Origin of the sequence: Pseudomonas sp. S30, assembly GCF_016518545.1 — a bacterium.
Lineage (GTDB): Bacteria > Pseudomonadota > Gammaproteobacteria > Pseudomonadales > Pseudomonadaceae > Aquipseudomonas.
Genome location: NZ_JACVTO010000018.1, coordinates 1 through 18,659 on the forward strand (window position 1 = coordinate 1; position 18,659 = coordinate 18,659).

The window sequence follows — 18,659 nt, forward strand, 5'->3', positions numbered from 1 at the left end:
CCCCCCCCCCCCCCCCCCCCCCCCCCCCCCCCCCCCCCCCCCCCCCCCCACGCCTGTCTCAGGCTCCGAATCTGCGGCATACTCGGCGCACCTCTGTGCCCGGATTTCACCATGCGCCCGCTGCTGCCCCTCGCCCTGATCCTGCTGCTCGCCGCCTGCGGCGACGGTGAACCCCTGTCGCCGCCGGATGCCCGGCTGCCCGATGGCGGCCGCTATCGGGGCCAGGTGATCGACGGCCTGCTGCAAGGCGAGGGTCGCATCGATTATCCCAACGGCAGCTGGTACGCCGGCACCTTCAAGGACGGCCAGTGGCAGGGCCAGGGCGAGTGGCATGGCAGCAACGGCGAGGTGTATCGCGGCCAGTTCGCCGCCGGCCTGTTCGAGGGGCTGGGCGATCTGAGCACGCCGGGCAGCCACTACGCCGGAACCTTCAAGCACGGACGACGCGACGGCGACGGCAGCCTCAGGCAGCACGACCAGACCTACCGGGGGCAATTCAAGGACGACCAGTACGAGGGGGCCGGTCAGCTGGAACTGGCCGACGGCAGCCGCTACCAGGGCCTGTTCGCCAAGGGCAAGCCCAATGGCGCGGGCGTGCGCAGCGATGCCAGCGGCAACCAGTTCAGCGGCCAGTTCGTCGACGGTCAGCTCGAAGGCGCCGGGACCTACGACAGCGTCGAGGGCGAACAGTACATCGGCGAGTTCAAGGCCAATCGTCTGGAAGGACGCGGCCGTTACGAAAATGCCGATGGCGATGTGTGGATCGGCGACTTCAAGGACGGCGCGCTCAGCGGCCAGGGCGAACTGCTCGGCAGCGATGGCAGCCGCTACAAAGGTGGCTTCCAGGACTGGCGCTTCGCCGGCCAGGGCCACCTGTTCCTGGCCGACGGTAGCCAGTACATCGGCACTTTCGACAACGATGCCTACCAGGGCCAGGGCCGGCTGATCCACGCCGATGGACGCGTGGAGGCCGGTCGCTGGGTCAATGGCGTGCGGGTGCGCGACGAGAAAGGCACGCTGTTGCCCGACCCACTGGACCTGGCCCTGCTCAACCAGGGCAAGCTGCTCGACCAGATGCTGGCCCGGGTCCCGCGCGCTGCGGCGAGCATCGGGTTATACAGCCTGGTCCTGGCCGGCGATGGCCAGCAGAGCGTGTTCCTGCGCGAAGCGGACTACGTCAGCAACCTGCTCAAGGTGCGCTTCGGCGCCCGGGGTCAGGTGACACTGGTCAACCACCGTGATCACTTCGCCGATCGGCCGATGGCCACTCGCGAGAACCTCACCCGCGCCGCGCGCACCCTGGCCGAGCGCAGCGGCCCGGACGACCTGGTGTTCGTCTACCTGACCAGCCATGGCAGCCACGACCACCAACTGGTGCTCGACCAGCCGCGCCTGCAACTGGCCGACATGAGCGCCGACGAGCTGGCCAGTGCCCTGGCGCCGCTGAAGAACCGTGACAAGGTGATCGTGATTTCCGCCTGCTACTCGGGCGGATACATCGCGCCGCTCAAGGACGACCGCACCCTGATCATCACTGCGGCACGGCCCGACCGGGTTTCCTTCGGCTGCTCGGAGGAAGCGGACTTCACCTACTTCGGTGACGCACTATTCGCCCAGGCCCTGAACCAGACCGACGATTTGAAACAGGCGTTTGAACTGGCGCGCGCCAGCGTTGCCGAACGGGAACGAAGGGAGGGCTTCGAAGCGTCCGAGCCACAGCTCTGGGCGCCGTCGCGAGTACTGGAACATTGGCAGCGACTGCGCCGCCAGCAGGCCGAGCAGGCCCTCGAAGACACCGCTCAACCCGCAACGGCGACGCAGGCGAAAAGGCCTGCCGCCCGCTAAGCTGAGCGTTATTGAAGGGAGAGTCATCATGTATCTGACGCCTCAGCATGTCCTGATCGCCGGCGCCACGGGCCTGACAGGTGAGCACCTGCTGGATCGCCTGCTCAACGAACCCACCATCAGCCGTGTGCTGGCGCCGACCCGGCGCCCCCTGGCCGAGCACCCTCACCTGGAAAACCCGGTTGGCGAGCCAGGCGTCGTCCTGCCGCAGTTGGCCGGGCGCGTGGACATCGCCTATTGCTGCCTGGGCACCACCTTGAAACAGGCAGGCTCGGAAGCGGCCTTCCGGGCGGTGGATCTGGACCTGGTGGTGGCGTTCGCCAAGCGTGCACGTGAGCTGGGCGCACGGCATCTGCTGGCGATCAGTGCGATTGGCGCCGACCCTAAGTCGTCGATCTTCTACAACCGGGTCAAAGGCGAAATGGAAGAGGCGCTCAAGGCCCAGGGCTGGCCGCAACTGACCCTGGCGCGGCCTTCCCTGTTGCTGGGTGACCGCCTGCAACCGCGGCTGGCTGAGCGCCTGGCGGCACCGTTCTCGCGCCTGTTGCTCGGCAAGTACCATGGCATCGAAGCCTGGACCCTGGCCCGGGCTCTGTGGCGGCTGGCCCTGGAAGAGGAGGACGGCGTGCGCGTGGTGGAGTCGGACGACCTGCGCAGGCTCGGCAAGAACTGACCCGCTCCGGTAGAGACCGGGTCAGAGACCGCCTCTGGCATTGAACATCACGCCCAGTGCCGTCAGCGCGGACAACGGCAGCAGCAGGGTATCCAGGAGCATGCTGCCCGGCAGGTCCAGGTGCGGATAGCGGGGCGCTTCGGTGCCGAAGCGGTCACCTGCGCAGCAGCCGCCATTGATCGCGTACAGGTCCAGCCGCGTACCGGCATACACCACAGGGGCGCCTGGCTGATTGGCATCCAGGGTACGCACCGTCGCGCAGCCGGTGGCAGTGACGAGCAGTCCGACACACAACGCGCGCTTCACTCTTCACCCCCATGATGATGTTCGCCCCAGCGCGGCAACATGTCCTGGGGAATGTCGAGCAGGTTCAAGATCCGCGCCACCACGAAGTCCACCAGATCATCGATGGTTTGCGGCTGGTGATAGAAGCCCGGCGCGGCCGGCAGGATCACTGCGCCCATGTGCGACAGCTTGAGCATGTTCTCCAGATGAATGGTGGAAAACGGCGCTTCTCGCGGCACCAGGATCAGCTGTCGACGCTCCTTGAGGGTGACGTCCGCCGCCCGCTCGATGAGGTTGTTGCACGCTCCCGTAGCGATCGCCGACAGCGTGCCAGTGGAACAGGGCACCACCACCATTGCGGCGGGCGCGCCTGAGCCGGAGGCCACCGGCGACATCCAGTCTTCCTTGCCATACACGCGGATCTGCCCATCGGCGGCACCGGTGTATTCGGTGAGAAAGGCCTGCATTGCCTGGGGCTTGGCCGGCAGCACCACGTCGGTCTCGGTGGACATCACCAGCTGTGCGGCCTTGGAGATGAGGAAATGCACCTCACGCTCTTCACGCACCAGGCAGTCGAGCAGCCGCAGGCCATACTGCGCGCCTGAGGCACCGGTCATGGCCAGGGTGACACGCTGAGGACCGCTCACTTGAGCGCCTCGGCCAGCTTGCCATGCAGGCCACCGAAGCCGCCGTTGCTCATGATCACCACATGGGTGCCGGGCCGCGCCAGGCCCTTGACCCGCGCGATGATCGCTTCGAGGCTATCGGCCACCACGCTCGGCACGCTGCACTGCGCGGCCGTGGCCGCCAGGTCCCAGCCCAGGTTCGGCGGGGCGTACCAGATCACCTGGTCGGCATCCTTGACGCTGTCGGGCAGACCGTCGCGGTGGGCGCCGAGCTTCATGGAGTTCGAACGCGGCTCGATGACCGCGATGACCGGCGCCTCCCCGACGCTCTTGCGCAACCCGTCCAGGGTCGTGGCGATGGCGGTGGGATGGTGGGCGAAATCGTCGTACAGGGTCACACCCTGTACCTCGGCGACCTTTTCCATACGCCGCTTGACGCTCTTGAACCCGCTCAGGCCCTCGATGCCCATGGCCGGAGCCACGCCTACATGGCGGGCCGCTGCCAGCGTGGCCAGGGCATTGGCCACGTTATGCTGGCCAGTGAGCGCCCAGGCCACCACGCCTTGTATCTGACCCTCGAACGACACCTCGAACCGCGAACCATCGGCGCTGAGCAGACGTGCCTGCCATTGGCCACCCTCGCCGGTGGTCTGCACCGGTGTCCAGCAGCCCATGCCGATGACTCGCGCCAGTGCCGGCTCGGTGGTGGGGTGGATCACCACGCCCTCGCTGGGAATGGTGCGCACCAGGTGGTGGAACTGACGCTCGATGGCGGCGAGGTCCGGGAAGATGTCCGCGTGGTCGAACTCGAGGTTGTTGAGGATGGCGGTGCGCGGGTGGTAGTGCACGAACTTGGAACGTTTGTCGAAGAAGGCGCTGTCGTACTCGTCCGCCTCGACCACGAAGAACGGCGTGTCGCCCAGGCGCGCCGAGACCGAGAAGTTCTGCGGCACGCCGCCGATCAGGAAACCCGGGCTCATGCCAGCATGCTCCAGTACCCAGGCCAGCATGCTGCTGGTGGTGGTCTTGCCATGGGTGCCAGCCACTGCCAGCACCCAGCGCCCTTGCAGCACGTGGTCGGCCAGCCACTGCGGGCCGGAAACGTAGGGCAGGCCCTTGTTCAGCACGTGCTCGACCGCCGGATTGCCGCGCGACAGGGCATTGCCGATCACCACCAGATCGGGCGCCGGCTCAAGTTGCGCCGCGTCGTAGCCCTGGGTCAGCTCGATGCCCTGGGCCTGCAGCTGGGTGCTCATCGGCGGATAGACATTGGCGTCGGAGCCGGTGACGCGATGGCCGAGCTCCTTGGCGAGCACCGCCAGCGAGCCCATGAAGGTGCCGCAAATACCGAGAATGTGAATGTGCATGATCGACCTCGCAAAACGTCGAGGCAGGGTAGCCCAGGGCGAGGCAAATCGCACCCGCTGTTTCGTATCAGACTGTGCGTGCGAGGCCGTGCCTGCGCAGTTTCCGATACAGCGTGTTGCGACTGATGCCCAGGTGCTCGGCCACGCGAGTGAGGTGCCAGCGGTGTGCCTCCAGCACGCTCAATAATGCGTCGCGCTCGGCGTGCAGCAGTGGCGTGGGGGCGCCGGTATGACCGCCTGACTCGCCCCCGCCCCGCCGGTCCTCGGTCGGCGCGGCCGCCGATCCACGCCCGCCGCGCAGGCTGCTCGGCAGATCAGCCAGGTGCACCACTGCGCCATCGCACAACGCCACCAGGGTTCTCAGCACATTGCGCATCTGCCGCACATTGCCCGGCCAGGCGAAGTCCAGCAGCGCCTGGCGCGCCTGGGGATGCAGGACGATCGTCTGCCCTGCGGCCTCCTCGGCCAGCAGCGCGTCTAGCAGCGCGGCCCGGTCCGCCCGCTCGCGCACGGCGGGCAGGTGAATTTCCAGCCCGTTGAGCCGGTAGTACAGGTCTTCGCGGAAACTGCCCTGCTCCACCCGCTGCAACAGGTCACGGTGAGTGGCGCTGACGATGCGCAGGTCGACCGCCTGCGGCGCGCCGCCGATCGGTACCACATGACGCTCTTCCAGCACCCGCAGCAGGCGCGTCTGCAACGCCAGCGGCATGTCGCCGATCTCGTCCAGCAGCAAGGTGCCACCGTCGGCCTGCAACAGCTTGCCGCGCATGCCTTCCTTGCGGGCGCCCGTGAAACTGCCGCCGCGATAGCCGAACAGCTCGCTTTCGATCAGGCTTTCCGGGATCGACGCGCAGTTGATCGCCACGAACGGCTGGTCACGCCGCGCGCTGGCCTGGTGCACGGCGCGGGCGAAGGCTTCCTTGCCGCAGCCGGTCTCCCCGCGCAGCAACAACGGCACGTCACGCGGGTAGACGCGCACCGCGCGGCGAAAATCCGCTTGCAGCCCAGGGTCCATCAGGCACAGGCCAGGCGCGGGCGAGCGCTCCACCAGAGCACGCGGCACGGCCTGTACGCGCGGCGCCGACTGCCCGCGCAAGCTGGCGTACACCTGCCGCCCATCATGGGTGTGCAGCGGCCAGACCGCGCTCCCTTCGGGGCTGGCGCGACTGAACAGCTGGTCGTGGCTACAAGCGAAGAAGCGCTCCAGGGGCAGACCCAGCACCGCCTCGCGGCGGCTGCCGAGCAGGTTCAGGGCGCTCTGGTTGGCAGCACGGATGCGGCCCTCGCCATCCAGCGCCAGCAGCGCTTCGCTGAACAGGCCGACCGACTCGGCGTGCAGGTGAAAGCGCAGCAGCCAGTGCTGGTCGAAGTGGCGCAGGAAATAGCGGCTCTCGATCATCTTCGCCGAGAGGTTGACCAGCGCCATGGTGTGGAACTGGCTCTGGCGCGAAACCGCGACGCGCGCCGAGGACACGTCCAGCACTGCCAGCAGCTCGCCATGGGGATCGAACACCGGGCTGGCCGAGCAGGTCAGCCCGGTGTGAAGGCCGCGGAAATGTTCTTCCTGGTGGATGGTCAGCGGCTGGCGCTCGACCACGCAGGTGCCGATGCCATTAGTGCCCTCGCGCGCTTCGCTCCAGTCGGCGCCCAGCCACAGCCCGGCCCGTTCGAAGGTGCGGCGCTCGCTGGGGGCGGTGATGCGATCAAGGATCACTCCACGGGCATCGGTCAGCAGCACCGCATGGCCGGCGCCGCAGAGCTGCTGGTGCAGGCTGTTCATCTCGCCCTCGGCGATCTGGCGCACCTGATGCAGGCGCTCGCGGCTCTCCAGCAAGCGCTCGTGCTCGAGCACCACCGGGGCCTGGGCCAGGGCCGGGTCCAGGTGGTGGTCTTCCAGGCAGCGCAACCAGGAACGCGCGATGGAGGGGTCGCTGCCTGGCCCGTGAGCCGAGCCCTGGGCGACCGTGAGTACCTGCCGGGCATGGCGGCTGAAAGCGGTGCTCTGCATGTTTGTTGTTCTCCGCAGATCGAGCATCACCCCAGCATCCTCTTGCGAGGAACGCTTTGCAATATCGACGCGACTGGCGAGTCGCGATCGTTCCGAAATCGGTACGAAATGTCACCCGCACTGTCTCGCCACTGGGGCATGCGGACAAACTGCGCGACTTGAAAAATTTCCAAACCGTTGATTTGCAAGGCCTGCCAAACGCTGGCCCGGGCTTTGCTCTACGCTTGATCACTCCCCATAAACACAATAGCCAGGAGACACACCATGCGTTATGCACATCCCGGTACCGAAGGCGCCAAGGTGTCCTTCAAGCAGCGCTACGGCAACTACATCGGCGGCGAATTCGTCGCCCCGGTCAAAGGCCAGTACTTCGAGACCACCTCGCCGGTCACCGGCAAGCCAATCGCCGAATTCCCCCGCTCCAGCGCCGAGGACATCGACAAGGCCCTGGACGCCGCCCACGCCGCTGCCGACGCCTGGGGCCGTACTTCGGTGCAGGAGCGCGCCAACGTGCTGCTGCGCATCGCCGATCGCATCGAGCAGAACCTCGAGGTGCTGGCCATCACCGAAACCTGGGACAACGGCAAGCCGATCCGCGAAACCCTCAACGCCGACATCCCCCTGGCAGTGGATCACTTCCGTTACTTCGCCGGCTGCCTGCGCGCCCAGGAAGGCGGCGCTGCCGAGATCGACGAACACACCGTGGCCTACCACATTCACGAGCCACTGGGCGTGGTCGGGCAGATCATCCCGTGGAACTTCCCGCTGCTGATGGCCGCCTGGAAACTCGCCCCGGCCCTGGCCGCCGGCAACTGCGTGGTGCTCAAGCCGGCCGAGCAGACCCCGCTGGGCATCACCGTGCTGCTGGAGCTGATCGGCGACCTGCTGCCCAAGGGCGTGCTCAACGTGGTGCAAGGCTATGGCCGCGAAGCCGGCGAAGCCCTGGCCACCAGCAAGCGCATCGCCAAGATCGCCTTCACCGGCTCCACCCCGGTGGGCTCGCACATCATGAAATGCGCGGCCGAGAACATCATTCCGTCCACCGTCGAGTTGGGCGGCAAGTCGCCCAACGTCTACTTCGAAGACATCATGCAGGCCGAGCCGAGCTTCATCGACAAGGCGGCCGAGGGTCTCGTGCTGGCCTTCTTCAACCAGGGTGAGGTGTGCACCTGCCCTTCGCGCGCCCTGGTGCAGGAATCGATCTACCCGCAGTTCATGGACGTGGTGATGAAGAAGGTGCTGCAGATCAAGCGCGGCGATCCACTGGACACCGACACCATGGTCGGCGCCCAGGCCTCTGAGCAGCAGTTCGACAAGATCCAGTCGTACCTGAAAATTGCCCAGGAAGAGGGCGCCGAGCTGTTGACCGGCGGCAAAGTGGAGCAGCTCGAAGGCTCACTGGCCAGCGGCTACTACATCCAGCCGACCCTGCTCAAGGGCAACAACAAGATGCGCGTGTTCCAGGAGGAAATCTTCGGGCCGGTGGTCAGCGTCACCACCTTCAAGGACGAAGCCGAGGCCCTGGCCATCGCCAACGACACCGAGTTCGGCCTCGGCGCCGGCGTCTGGACCCGCGACATCAACCGCGCCTACCGCATGGGTCGCGGCATCAAGGCCGGCCGCGTATGGACCAACTGCTACCACCTGTACCCCGCCCATGCGGCATTCGGTGGCTACAAGAAGTCCGGCGTCGGTCGTGAAACCCACAAGATGATGCTCGACCACTACCAGCAGACCAAGAACCTGCTGGTCAGCTACGACATCAACCCGCTGGGCTTCTTCTGAGTCGCTGCGTGCCCATCGCGGTCGTTCCCGCGCCTGCAAGTCTGCAGGCGCGGGAACACCTGCACTGAATCGACCCGACACCCCGAGCGCTCATCGTCGATGAACCGCTCTGGCTCGCTTCCTGCACTCGACCACATCACCAAAGGCCCGGCGTCCCTCCGGTGACCTACAAGAACAAACAGGTGAAACCATGCCAAGCGATCAGTCCGCCGGTACGCCGGCCCATCATTCCGTCGACTTCGAGAAGGTCGGCAGCGACTATTTCCAACAACGCGAACTCAAGAAAGGCGCCGCCGGCTGGGTGCTGCTGGTGGGGCTGGGGGTCGCCTATGTGATTTCCGGCGACTACGCCGGCTGGAACTTCGGGCTGGCCCAAGGCGGTTGGGGTGGCATGTTCCTCGCGACCCTGCTCATGGCCACCATGTACCTGTGCATGTGCTTTTCCCTGGCCGAGCTCTCCTCGATGATCCCCACGGCAGGCGGCGGCTATGGCTTCGCCCGCAGCGCCTTCGGCCCCTGGGGCGGCTTTCTCACCGGCACGGCGATCCTCATCGAGTACGCCATCGCCCCAGCGGCCATCGCTACCTTCATCGGTGCGTACTGCCAGTCGCTGTTCGGCATCGGCGGCTGGATGATCTACCTGGCCTTCTACGTGGTGTTCATCGGCATCCACATCTTCGGCGTGGGTGAGGCGCTGAAGCTGATGTTCGTGATCACGGCCGTCGCCGCCATCGCCCTGGTGGTGTTCCTGCTGGGCATGCTGCCGCATTTCGACGCCGCCAACCTGTTCGATATCGCCGCCACCGACGCCGCCGGTGCCAGCAGTTTCCTGCCGTTCGGCTACGTTGGCGTGTGGGCGGCGATTCCCTATGCGATCTGGTTCTTCCTGGCCGTCGAAGGCGTGCCGCTGGCCGCCGAGGAAACCAAGAATCCGCGCCGCGACCTGCCTCGTGGCCTGATCGGCGCAATGCTGGTGCTGCTGGCCTTCGCCCTGCTGATCCTCGTGGTCGGCCCCGGTGGCGCGGGCGCCGATGCGCTCAAGGCCTCGGGCAACCCGCTGGTCGAAGCCCTGGCCAAGGCCTACGGTGGCTCGACCTGGATGGGCGGCTTCGTCAACCTGGTGGGCCTGGCCGGGCTGATCGCCAGCTTTTTCTCGATCATCTATGCCTACTCGCGGCAGATCTTCGCCCTGTCGCGGGCCGGTTACCTACCGCGCAAACTCTCCGAAACCAACAAGAGCAAGGCGCCGGTCATGGCCCTGGTGATTCCCGGGCTGATCGGCTTCGCCCTGTCGCTGACCGGCCAGGGCGACCTGCTGATCCTGGTGGCGGTGTTCGGCGCCACGCTGTCCTATGTCCTGATGATGGCGGCGCACATCACCCTGCGCATCCGCCGGCCGAAGATGGCCCGCCCCTATCGCACCCCAGGCGGCATCTTCACCTCCGGGCTGGCGATGGTGCTGGCGTGCATCGCCGTGGTCGCCGGTTTCCTGGTGGATCCACGGGTGGTGATCGGAGCGGCGGTGATCTATGCCATATTGATCGCGTACTTCGCTTTCTACAGTCGCCACCACCTGGTCGCCGGTACGCCGGAAGAGGAATTCGCCGCGATCCAGCAGGCCGAAGAGGCCCTGCACTGATCGCCGACCCACGCCGCAGGCCCGACCTGCGGCGCCCTGGAGATTCTGTATGGCACGTTTCGTACACACGGTAGGCAACCTGGTCTACCGCTTCGACAGCCTCAAGGAAGTCATGGCCAAGGCCAGCCCCGCCCGCTCGGGCGACTTCCTGGCAGGCGTGGCCGCCAGCAACGACGGCGAACGGGTGGCGGCGCAGATGGCCCTGGCCGACATCCCGCTCACCCACTTTCTCAACGAAGCGCTGATCCCCTACGAACAGGACGAGATCACCCGGCTGATCGTCGACACCCACGATGCCAAGGCCTTCGCCGCGGTCAGCCACCTCACGGTGGGCGGCTTGCGCGACTGGCTGCTCGGCGACGCGGCGGACGAAACCAGCCTGCGTGCGCTGGCCCCGGGCCTGACGCCGGAAATGGCCGCCGCCGTGTCGAAGATCATGCGCGTGCAGGATCTGGTGCTGGTGGCGCAGAAGATCCGCGTGGTCACCGCGTTTCGCGGCACCATGGGCCTGCGCGGACGCCTCTCGACCCGGCTGCAACCCAATCATCCCACCGACGAACCCGCCGGCATCGCCGCCAGCATCCTCGACGGCCTGTTGTACGGCAACGGCGATGCCATGATCGGCATCAACCCGGCCACCGACAGCCTGTCCTCGATCTGCGCGCTGCTGGAAATGCTCGATGCCATCATCCAGCGCTACGACATTCCGACCCAGGCCTGCGTGCTGACCCACGTCACCACCTCGATCGAGGCGATCAACCGTGGCGTGCCGCTTGACCTGGTGTTCCAGTCCATCGCCGGAACCGAGGCGGCCAACGCCGGCTTCGGCATCAACCTCAACCTGTTGCAGGAAGGCTACGAGGCCGGGCTGTCGCTCAAGCGCGGCACCCTCGGGCAGAACCTGATGTACTTCGAGACCGGCCAGGGCAGCGCGCTGTCGGCCAACGCGCACCACGGCGTCGACCAGCAGACCTGCGAAACCCGAGCCTACGCCGTGGCGCGGCACTTCAAGCCGTTCCTGGTGAACACCGTGGTCGGCTTCATCGGCCCGGAATACCTGTACAACGGCAAGCAGATCATCCGCGCGGGTCTGGAGGATCACTTCTGCGGCAAGCTGCTCGGCGTGCCGATGGGCTGCGACATCTGCTACACCAACCACGCCGAGGCCGACCAGGACGACATGGACACCCTGCTGACCCTGCTGGGCGTGGCCGGGATCAACTTCATCATGGGCATCCCAGGCTCCGACGACATCATGCTCAACTACCAGACCACCTCGTTCCACGACGCGCTCTACGCGCGCCAGACCCTGGGCCTGAAGCCAGGTCCGGAGTTCGAAGCGTGGCTGGCGCGCACCGGCATCCTCACCCAGGCCGACGGCCAGGTGCGCTTCGGCGACAACCTGCCACCGGCCTTCCGCCAGGCCTTGGCACAGCTCGCATAGGGGGCATCATCATGGACCGACACGTACCGAGCGCAGACAACCCCTGGCTGGCCCTGCGCAACCTGACCCCGGCGCGCATCGCCCTGGGCCGCACCGGCACCAGCCTGCCGACCGGCGCACAGCTGGACTTCCAGTTCGCCCACGCCCAGGCCCGCGATGCGGTGCACCTGCCCTTCGACCATGGTGCGCTGCGCGAGCAATTGCAGGCCCGCGGGCGCGAAACCCTGCTGCTGCACAGCGCCGCCGCCGATCGACACCAGTACCTGCAGCGCCCCGACCTCGGCCGACGCCTGTGCGACGACTCTGTCGCCGCCCTGCGCGAGCACGCTCAGGCCCATCCGGGGGGCGTCGACCTGGCGATCGTGGTCGCCGACGGCCTGTCGGCGCTGGCAGTGCATCGACACACCCTGCCGCTGCTCGGCCGATTCGAGGAACAGGCCAGCGCGGACGGCTGGAGCATGGCGCCGATCGTGCTCGTCGAGCAAGGCCGCGTGGCGGTGGCCGACGAAGTGGGCGAACTGCTGGGTGCGCGCATGACGGTGATGCTGATCGGCGAGCGTCCCGGGCTGAGCTCACCCGACAGCCTGGGGCTGTACTTCACCTACGGGCCCAAGGTGGGCCTGACCGACGCCTACCGCAATTGCATTTCCAACGTGCGCCTGGAAGGCCTGAGCTATGGCATGGCCGCGCATCGCCTGCTGTACCTGATGCGCGAGGCCTGCCGACGCAAGCTGTCAGGGGTGAACCTCAAGGACGAAGCCGAAGTCCACAGCCTGGACGCCGACCAGCCGCCGGCCAAGGGCGGCAACTTCCTGCTCGGCGACCGGTAAGGACCTGCTGTCCCGGGCCGATTGCGCTGGCAACCTGGCCTGGGGCAGCATGGCGGTCTGCGTACCCTTTCCGAACGACGCTGAGGCCTGTGCATGCGCATCATCAAGGCAACCCTGGATCACCTCGACCTGCTCACCCCGCTGTTCGTGGAGTACCGCGAGTTCTTCGGCGAACAGCCGTACCCGGACACCTCACGGCGCTTTCTGGAAAAGCGCCTGAAGCGCGACGAGTCGGTGATCTACCTGGCCCTGGCGGACGATGACGCCAACCGCCTGCTGGGCTTCTGCCAGCTCTACCCGAGCTTTTCTTCGCTGTCGCTCAAGCGCGTGTGGATCCTCAACGACATCTACGTCGCCGGAAGCGCCCGACGCATGCTGGTCGCCGACCACCTGATGCGCGAAGCCAGGAAGATGGCCCGTAAAACCAACGCCGTGCGCATGCGCGTGTCCACCAGCCGCAGCAACGAGGTGGCCAAGCGCACCTACGAGTCCATGGGCTTTCGCAAGGACGCCGAGTTCGAGAACTACATCCTGCCCCTCCAGCCGGAGTGAACGATCGGCACCTCACGCAGATCGTAACCCCTCGCTACAAACTCCCCGGGCATCTTCACGACTTAGCCGTATAATGCCCCGTTCGTCATCCTGGAAAAATCGCCCCCATCGCGGGGAAGATACCCACGCCAACAATGACCCCGTCCGTCATCGCGCGCCCGTAGAAGCGGGTCAAGCCAACAGGTGCTGTACATGGAATTCAACCCGCTGGACCTTATCCTGCATCTCGATGCCTACCTCGACCTGCTGGTGACCAACTACGGTCCCTGGATCTACGCCATTCTCTTCGCCGTGATCTTCTGCGAGACCGGCCTGGTGGTCATGCCCTTCCTGCCCGGTGATTCCCTGCTGTTCATCGCCGGCGCCGTGGCCGCCGGTGGCGGCATGGACCCGGTGCTGCTGGGCGGCCTGCTGATGATCGCCGCGATCCTGGGCGACAGCACCAACTACGTGGTCGGGCGTACCGCCGGCGAGCGGCTGTTCCGCAATCCCAACTCGAAGATCTTCCGCCGCGACTACCTGCAGCGGACCCATGAGTTCTACGAACGCCACGGCGGCAAGACCGTCACCCTGGCGCGCTTCCTGCCCATCCTGCGCACCTTCGCGCCGTTCGTCGCCGGCATCGCCCACATGCACTACCCGCGTTTCCTGGCCTTCAGCGTGGCCGGCACCGTGCTCTGGGTGGGCGGCCTGGTCACCCTCGGCTACTTCTTCGGCAACGTGCCGTTCATCAAGCAGCACCTGTCGCTGATGGTGGTCGCCATCATCGTCCTGTCGCTGGTACCGATGATCCTCGGGGTGCTGCGCGGCCGCCTGGGTCGCACCGCCAAGGCGCAGTGACGGTCCATGTGGTCGTTCGCCGCCTGGCGGCGCAAGCGCACGCTGGCGCGCTACCCGGTTCAGCCCGAGTCGTGGCAGGCGGTACGCCAGCGCCTGCCGCTGCTCGACGGACTTGATGACGAAGAGGACCGCTGGCTGCGCGAGGCCAGCGTGCTGTTCCTGCACGACAAGCACCTGACCACCTTGCCCGGCGTGGAACTGGACGACGAGCAGCGCCTGTTTCTCGCCGCCCAGGCCCAGCTGCCGCTGCTGCACCTGGGCGCGCTGAACTGGTACCAAGGCTTTCACGAGATCATTCTCTACCCCGACGACTTCAAGAGCCCGCAACGACACCGCGATGCCAGTGGCGTGGAGCATGTCTGGGACGCCGAGCACAGCGGCGAGGCCTGGCAGCAGGGGCCGGTGATCATGGCCTGGCCAGGGGTGCTGGCCAGTGGCGGGTGGGAGGCCTACAACCTGGTCATCCACGAGCTGGCGCACAAGCTCGACATGCTCAACGGCGAGGCCAACGGCCTGCCGCCGCTGCACCCGGACATGGACATCGGCGCCTGGGCCCAGGCCATGCAGCAGGCCTATGACGACCTCAACCGCCAGCTCGACGCCGACCCCGACCTGGAAACCGTCATCGACCCGTACGCGGCGGAAAACCCGGCGGAGTTCTTCGCCGTCACCAGCGAATACTTCTTCAGCGCGCCCGATCTGCTGCACCAGAGCTATGCCCAGGTCTACCGGCAACTGGCGCTGTTCTACCGCCAGGACCCGCTGGCGCGCCTGAGTCGCCTGCAGGCCGAGCACCCGGAGTACCGCGACGCCCCCGCCTGAGCCGCCCGCGCCGCAGTCGAGCCGTGCATGCGCTGACGGAATGTGCCTATAATCGCCGCCACTTTTTCTGGTCAATCAGGGGGGCGAAGCCCAATGAGCTACAGCAAGATTCCTGCGGGCAAAGACCTGCCGAACGACATCTACGTCGCCATCGAGATCCCGGCCAACCACGCGCCGATCAAGTACGAGATCGACAAGGACAGCGACACTCTGTTCGTCGACCGTTTCATGGCCACTCCGATGTTCTACCCGGCCAACTACGGTTTCATCCCTAACACCCTGGCCGATGACGGCGACCCGCTCGACGTGCTGGTGGTCACCCCTTACCCGGTCGCGCCCGGCTCGGTGATTCGCGCTCGCCCGGTCGGCGTGCTGAACATGACCGACGACGGCGGCGGCGACGCCAAGGTCATCGCCGTGCCGCACGACAAGCTGTCGCAGCTGTACGTCGACGTGAAGGAATACACCGACCTGCCGCCACTGCTGATCCAGCAGATCGAGCACTTCTTCGCCAACTACAAGGATCTGGAGAAGGGCAAGTGGGTCAAGATCGAAGGCTGGGACGGCGCCGATGCCGCCCGCGCCGCGATCACCAAGTCGGTCGCGGCCTACAAGGGCTGATACCGCTCGAGAGGGGTCGCCCAGCGGCCCCGCTCCCACTGCTGGGTAGGCAAGCACCCTCAAGCTATGCAGAACTTTCCCACAGAGCCCTTCAAGCCCTTCTGACGCATCCCGCCAACACCCTTCCTCGCCGTCATCACCGCGTTTATTCCCTCGGCCAGCGCCACCCTCTAGACTCGCGGCCATGAACAACTCCGGTGAACGCCTCAAGACACTGCTGCTCGAATGCGGCCTGACGCCGTCAGACTTCGCCGCCCAACGCCACGTCACGCCCCAGCACGTGAACAACTGGTTCAAGCGCGGTGTGCCCCTCGCGCGACTGGACGAAGTCGCCGACCTGTTCTGCGTCAACCGCCGTTGGCTACGCAGCGGCGAAGGACCGAAGCACCCCAGCCCGATCCTGCGCCCCTGCCCCACGCAGGTGGAGCCTGCATTGCCTGGCCACGGCGGCCGGCAGGTCTGCGTCGACTTCCATCGCCTGCAGGACGGGCTGTTGCAGGCCGACCCCGAGCGCCACCTGCTGATCTCGGCCCAGGCCCTGGAAACCCTGGGGATCGCGGCGCAGAACGTGATCTGCCTGGATATGCCGGCGGCCAACATGGCGCCGCTGATGCCCATCGGTGCGGCCCTGGCCATCGACCGCAGCCTCACGCGAGTGGTCGACGGCCAGACCTACGCCCTGCTGCACGAGGGCAAACTGCGGGTGCACAGCCTGAGCCTGGGCCAGAACGACACCTTGTGCCTGCACAGCAACGACCGGCGCAATTACGCAGTGGAGCGCTACACCTCAGCCCAGCGCCACGCCCAGGGCATGCAGGTGCTCGGCTGGGTGTTCTGGTGGTCGTGGTTCAGCCGCCAGCGGCCGCTGTGACGATTGCGGACAATTTCCGCTGGGCATCCCCGACCCACCCTTGTATGCTACCGGCCACCCCTGCTCGGGCCGGCCAAGCCGCATCCCAGAGCAGCTGACGACGCCCCACATGGCCGTCCGTCATCTTTTTCAGGCCTCCATGGCCAACCTGTTAAGGCGGTTGCGGCTTACCAAAAATGAGCCAAGCCCGTCCCCTAAAGCCGGCCACAAGCCGGCTTTTCAATGCCCGCAGACTAGCCCGCAGCTTCACTCGCACGACCAGCCGCCATCACTAGGCCATTGCCCTCCCCCACGCCGAATGGGATCATTCGCAACTGCATCTGATTCCTATCAAAGGCCTGCCGCGGTGCCCATCAAGCTTCTCCTAGCCGAAGACGACCCTCATCTGCGCCACGACCTGCAGCAGCATTTCCTGCGCCGCCAGTTCCAGGTGCAGGCCTGCGCCGATGGTAGCGAGGCGCTGGCGGCGATGTCGTCAGGGACCTTCGACCTGGTGCTGCTGGACATCATGCTGCCGGGCATCGATGGCCTCAGCCTGCTCGATGTGTTGCGCCGAGGCCAGGCCGTGCCGGTGATGCTGATGTCGGCGCTGGGCGCCGAGCAGGACCGTATCAGCGGCTTCACCCGCGGCGCCGACGACTACCTGCCCAAGCCCTTCAGCCTGGCCGAGCTGGATGCGCGGGTCGATGCGCTGCTGCGCCGGGTAGCCTTCGATCGCCAACCGCTGCCGACCCGCGCGCACAGCGACCTGAGCATCGATACGGTGAACCAGGACGTCAGTCACCAAGGGCGCCGCGCCGGGCTCACCGGCTCCGAGTTCCGGCTGCTGGACACCTTGCAGGCCCACGCCGGCGAGCCCTTGAGCAAGCCGTTCCTGTACCAGAGCGTGCTGCACCGACCCTACACCCGGCTGGACCGTGGCCTGGACGTGCATGTCTGCAACCTGCGCCGCAAGCTGGCTGCCATCGGCGCAGCGCATGTGCAGATCCAGGCGGTGCGCGGCCAGGGTTACGTGCTGATCGACAGCGTCAGCGCCTGATGCGCCGGCATCCGCTGCTGTGGAAACTGGCGCTGCTGCAGGTGTGCTTCTGCCTGCTGCTGACCTGGATTCTCTGGACCTGGGGCTTGTCGGTCGAGCGCAGTACCTATTTCCTCGCCCCGGCCGACCGGGCGTATCTGGCGCAGTTCGCCGCCCAGGCCGAGCAGGCCTGGCGGCGCGACGGTGCCCAAGGGGTGGAGGAGTTTCAGCGTACCTTGGCCCAACGCGAGCAAACCTGGGTGGCCGTGGTGGGCCCGCGCCTGGAGAGTCTCGGTCGCACGCCGTTGAGCGCCGATGAAGCCAGCCGCCTGACGTTCATGCGCAAGCTCGACTGGCCCATGAGCCGGCGTTTGCAGGACGAATTGCCCTTCGTCAGCATCGCCTTCCCCGAGCACCCCGAAGACGGTCGCCTGGTCATCCAGTTGCCCGAACACCTGCTGCCCACCGGCCTCACGCCCTGGACACACGTGGTCACCCATGGCGTGGCGCCCGCCTTGCTGGCCTTGCTGCTGGGGTTGCTGCTGTACCGCCATCTGGTGGCGCCCCTGAACAGGCTGCGCGATCGTGCCGATGCCCTGCGCGCCGACGACCTGGACAGCCCCGGCCTGGCCCTGGAAACCCGCCACGACGAACTGGGCGAACTGGCCCAGGCCTTCGAGCACATGGCGCTGCGCTTGCGCCGCAGCCTGGAGCAGCAGCGGCTGTTGTTGCGCACCCTCTCCCATGAACTGCGCACGCCCCTGGCGCGCCTGCGCATCGCCCACGACAGCGAACTGCCCCCCGAGCAGTTGCGCCAGCGCCTTGCACGGGAGGTGGACGACATGCAGAAGCTGCTCGAGGACACCCTGGACCTCGCCTGGATGGACACCGAGCAGCCCCGACTGGTCTGCGAAGCGGTCCAGGTGGTGTCCGTCTGGGAAGCGCTGGTCCAGGACGCCTGCTTCGAAAGCGGCTGGTCGCCCGAACGCCTGATCTGCTCCCTGGGGCCGGACTGCCGGGTACAGGCTCACCTGGACAGCTTCGCCCAGGCACTGGAAAACCTGCTGCGCAACGCCATTCGCCACTCCCCGACCGGTGGCGAGGTGCGCCTGGACGGCTGGCGGGAGGATGGTCATTGGCACCTGTGCTTGCGCGACCAGGGCCCGGGGGTGCCACCGGCCGAGCTGGAGCAGATTTTCCAGCCCTATCGCCGTCTGCCCGACAGTGGCAGCGGTTTCGGCCTGGGCCTGCCGATCGCACGGCGCGCCATCGAACTGCAGGGCGGCAGGTTATGGGCCAGCAACGGCGAGCCTGGCCTGGTGCAGCACCTGTATCTGCCCGCGGCGCCAAGTGTTTAGAAAGTTAATGCGCTTTACTCTCAAATAAGAGTAATTACCATCTGTGATCTCTCGAACTCAGCCCGTCGTGCCGGA

Annotated in this window: 17 protein-coding genes; 13 read left to right on the plus strand and 4 right to left on the minus strand. The window is 66.5% G+C overall.

Annotated features, from left to right (window positions below):
* The first annotated feature begins 111 nt into the window (after positions 1-111).
* Together IAE34_RS18435 and IAE34_RS18440 are read left to right on the plus strand one after the other, a co-directional pair.
* Positions 112-1,845 (plus strand): C13 family peptidase, encoded by a 1,734-nt coding sequence (locus IAE34_RS18435; RefSeq protein ID WP_200140415.1) that lies wholly within the window; start codon positions 112-114, stop codon positions 1,843-1,845.
* Positions 1,846-1,873: 28 nt separating this feature from the next.
* Positions 1,874-2,518 (plus strand): oxidoreductase, encoded by a 645-nt coding sequence (locus IAE34_RS18440; protein WP_200140416.1) that lies wholly within the window; start codon positions 1,874-1,876, stop codon positions 2,516-2,518.
* A 21-nt stretch (positions 2,519-2,539) separates the two neighbouring features.
* Here the strand turns inward: IAE34_RS18440 and IAE34_RS18445 are convergent, their stop codons facing one another.
* The 4 genes from IAE34_RS18445 to IAE34_RS18460 form a co-directional block, all read right to left on the minus strand.
* Positions 2,540-2,824: a YceK/YidQ family lipoprotein gene (locus tag IAE34_RS18445; RefSeq protein WP_200140417.1), complete on the minus strand. Its 285-nt coding sequence runs from the start codon at positions 2,822-2,824 to the stop codon at positions 2,540-2,542.
* On the minus strand, positions 2,821-3,450 hold the full coding sequence (gene ubiX, locus IAE34_RS18450; RefSeq protein ID WP_200140418.1) for a flavin prenyltransferase UbiX: 630 nt from the start codon (positions 3,448-3,450) through the stop codon (positions 2,821-2,823). The genes IAE34_RS18445 and ubiX overlap by 4 nt, the downstream gene beginning before the upstream one ends.
* Positions 3,447-4,796 (minus strand): UDP-N-acetylmuramate:L-alanyl-gamma-D-glutamyl-meso-diaminopimelate ligase, encoded by a 1,350-nt coding sequence (mpl, locus tag IAE34_RS18455; RefSeq protein WP_200140419.1) that lies wholly within the window; start codon positions 4,794-4,796, stop codon positions 3,447-3,449. Before mpl ends, ubiX begins: the two co-directional genes overlap by 4 nt.
* A 67-nt stretch (positions 4,797-4,863) precedes the next feature.
* The gene (locus IAE34_RS18460) at positions 4,864-6,804 is read right to left on the minus strand and encodes a sigma-54-dependent Fis family transcriptional regulator (protein WP_200140420.1); all 1,941 of its coding nucleotides are present in this window, start codon (positions 6,802-6,804) and stop codon (positions 4,864-4,866) included.
* A gap of 264 nt (positions 6,805-7,068) precedes the next feature.
* On the opposite strand from IAE34_RS18460, the gene exaC reads away from it, so the two are divergent.
* From exaC to IAE34_RS18515, 11 genes are all read left to right on the plus strand, one after another.
* Positions 7,069-8,589 carry an acetaldehyde dehydrogenase ExaC gene (gene exaC, locus IAE34_RS18465; protein WP_200140421.1) on the plus strand — a complete coding sequence of 507 codons (1,521 nt, stop codon included), beginning with the start codon at positions 7,069-7,071 and terminating at the stop codon, positions 8,587-8,589.
* A gap of 190 nt (positions 8,590-8,779) precedes the next feature.
* Positions 8,780-10,228, plus strand: coding sequence for an ethanolamine permease (gene eat, locus IAE34_RS18470; RefSeq protein WP_200140422.1), 1,449 nt, complete (start codon positions 8,780-8,782; stop codon positions 10,226-10,228).
* Between the two features lie 49 nt (positions 10,229-10,277).
* Positions 10,278-11,672 carry an ethanolamine ammonia-lyase subunit EutB gene (locus tag IAE34_RS18475; RefSeq protein ID WP_200140423.1) on the plus strand — a complete coding sequence of 465 codons (1,395 nt, stop codon included), beginning with the start codon at positions 10,278-10,280 and terminating at the stop codon, positions 11,670-11,672.
* An 8-nt stretch (positions 11,673-11,680) separates the two neighbouring features.
* Positions 11,681-12,502, plus strand: coding sequence for an ethanolamine ammonia-lyase subunit EutC (gene eutC / locus IAE34_RS18480; protein WP_200140497.1), 822 nt, complete (start codon positions 11,681-11,683; stop codon positions 12,500-12,502).
* 93 nt (positions 12,503-12,595) lie between these two features.
* Positions 12,596-13,054 carry a GNAT family N-acetyltransferase gene (locus IAE34_RS18485; protein WP_200140424.1) on the plus strand — a complete coding sequence of 153 codons (459 nt, stop codon included), beginning with the start codon at positions 12,596-12,598 and terminating at the stop codon, positions 13,052-13,054.
* 192 nt (positions 13,055-13,246) lie between these two features.
* Positions 13,247-13,894: a DedA family protein gene (locus IAE34_RS18490; protein WP_200140425.1), complete on the plus strand. Its 648-nt coding sequence runs from the start codon at positions 13,247-13,249 to the stop codon at positions 13,892-13,894.
* Between the two features lie 6 nt (positions 13,895-13,900).
* Positions 13,901-14,716, plus strand: a complete 816-nt coding sequence (locus IAE34_RS18495; protein WP_200140426.1) for a zinc-dependent peptidase — start codon at positions 13,901-13,903, stop codon at positions 14,714-14,716.
* Positions 14,717-14,809: 93 nt separating this feature from the next.
* Positions 14,810-15,337, plus strand: coding sequence for an inorganic diphosphatase (gene ppa / locus IAE34_RS18500; RefSeq protein ID WP_029611948.1), 528 nt, complete (start codon positions 14,810-14,812; stop codon positions 15,335-15,337).
* A gap of 184 nt (positions 15,338-15,521) precedes the next feature.
* Positions 15,522-16,208: an XRE family transcriptional regulator gene (locus tag IAE34_RS18505; protein WP_200140427.1), complete on the plus strand. Its 687-nt coding sequence runs from the start codon at positions 15,522-15,524 to the stop codon at positions 16,206-16,208.
* Between the two features lie 346 nt (positions 16,209-16,554).
* Positions 16,555-17,247: a response regulator transcription factor gene (locus tag IAE34_RS18510; protein ID WP_200140428.1), complete on the plus strand. Its 693-nt coding sequence runs from the start codon at positions 16,555-16,557 to the stop codon at positions 17,245-17,247.
* Positions 17,247-18,584, plus strand: a complete 1,338-nt coding sequence (locus tag IAE34_RS18515) for a HAMP domain-containing sensor histidine kinase (protein WP_200140429.1) — start codon at positions 17,247-17,249, stop codon at positions 18,582-18,584. Before IAE34_RS18510 ends, IAE34_RS18515 begins: the two co-directional genes overlap by 1 nt.
* The last annotated feature ends 75 nt before the right edge of the window (positions 18,585-18,659 follow it).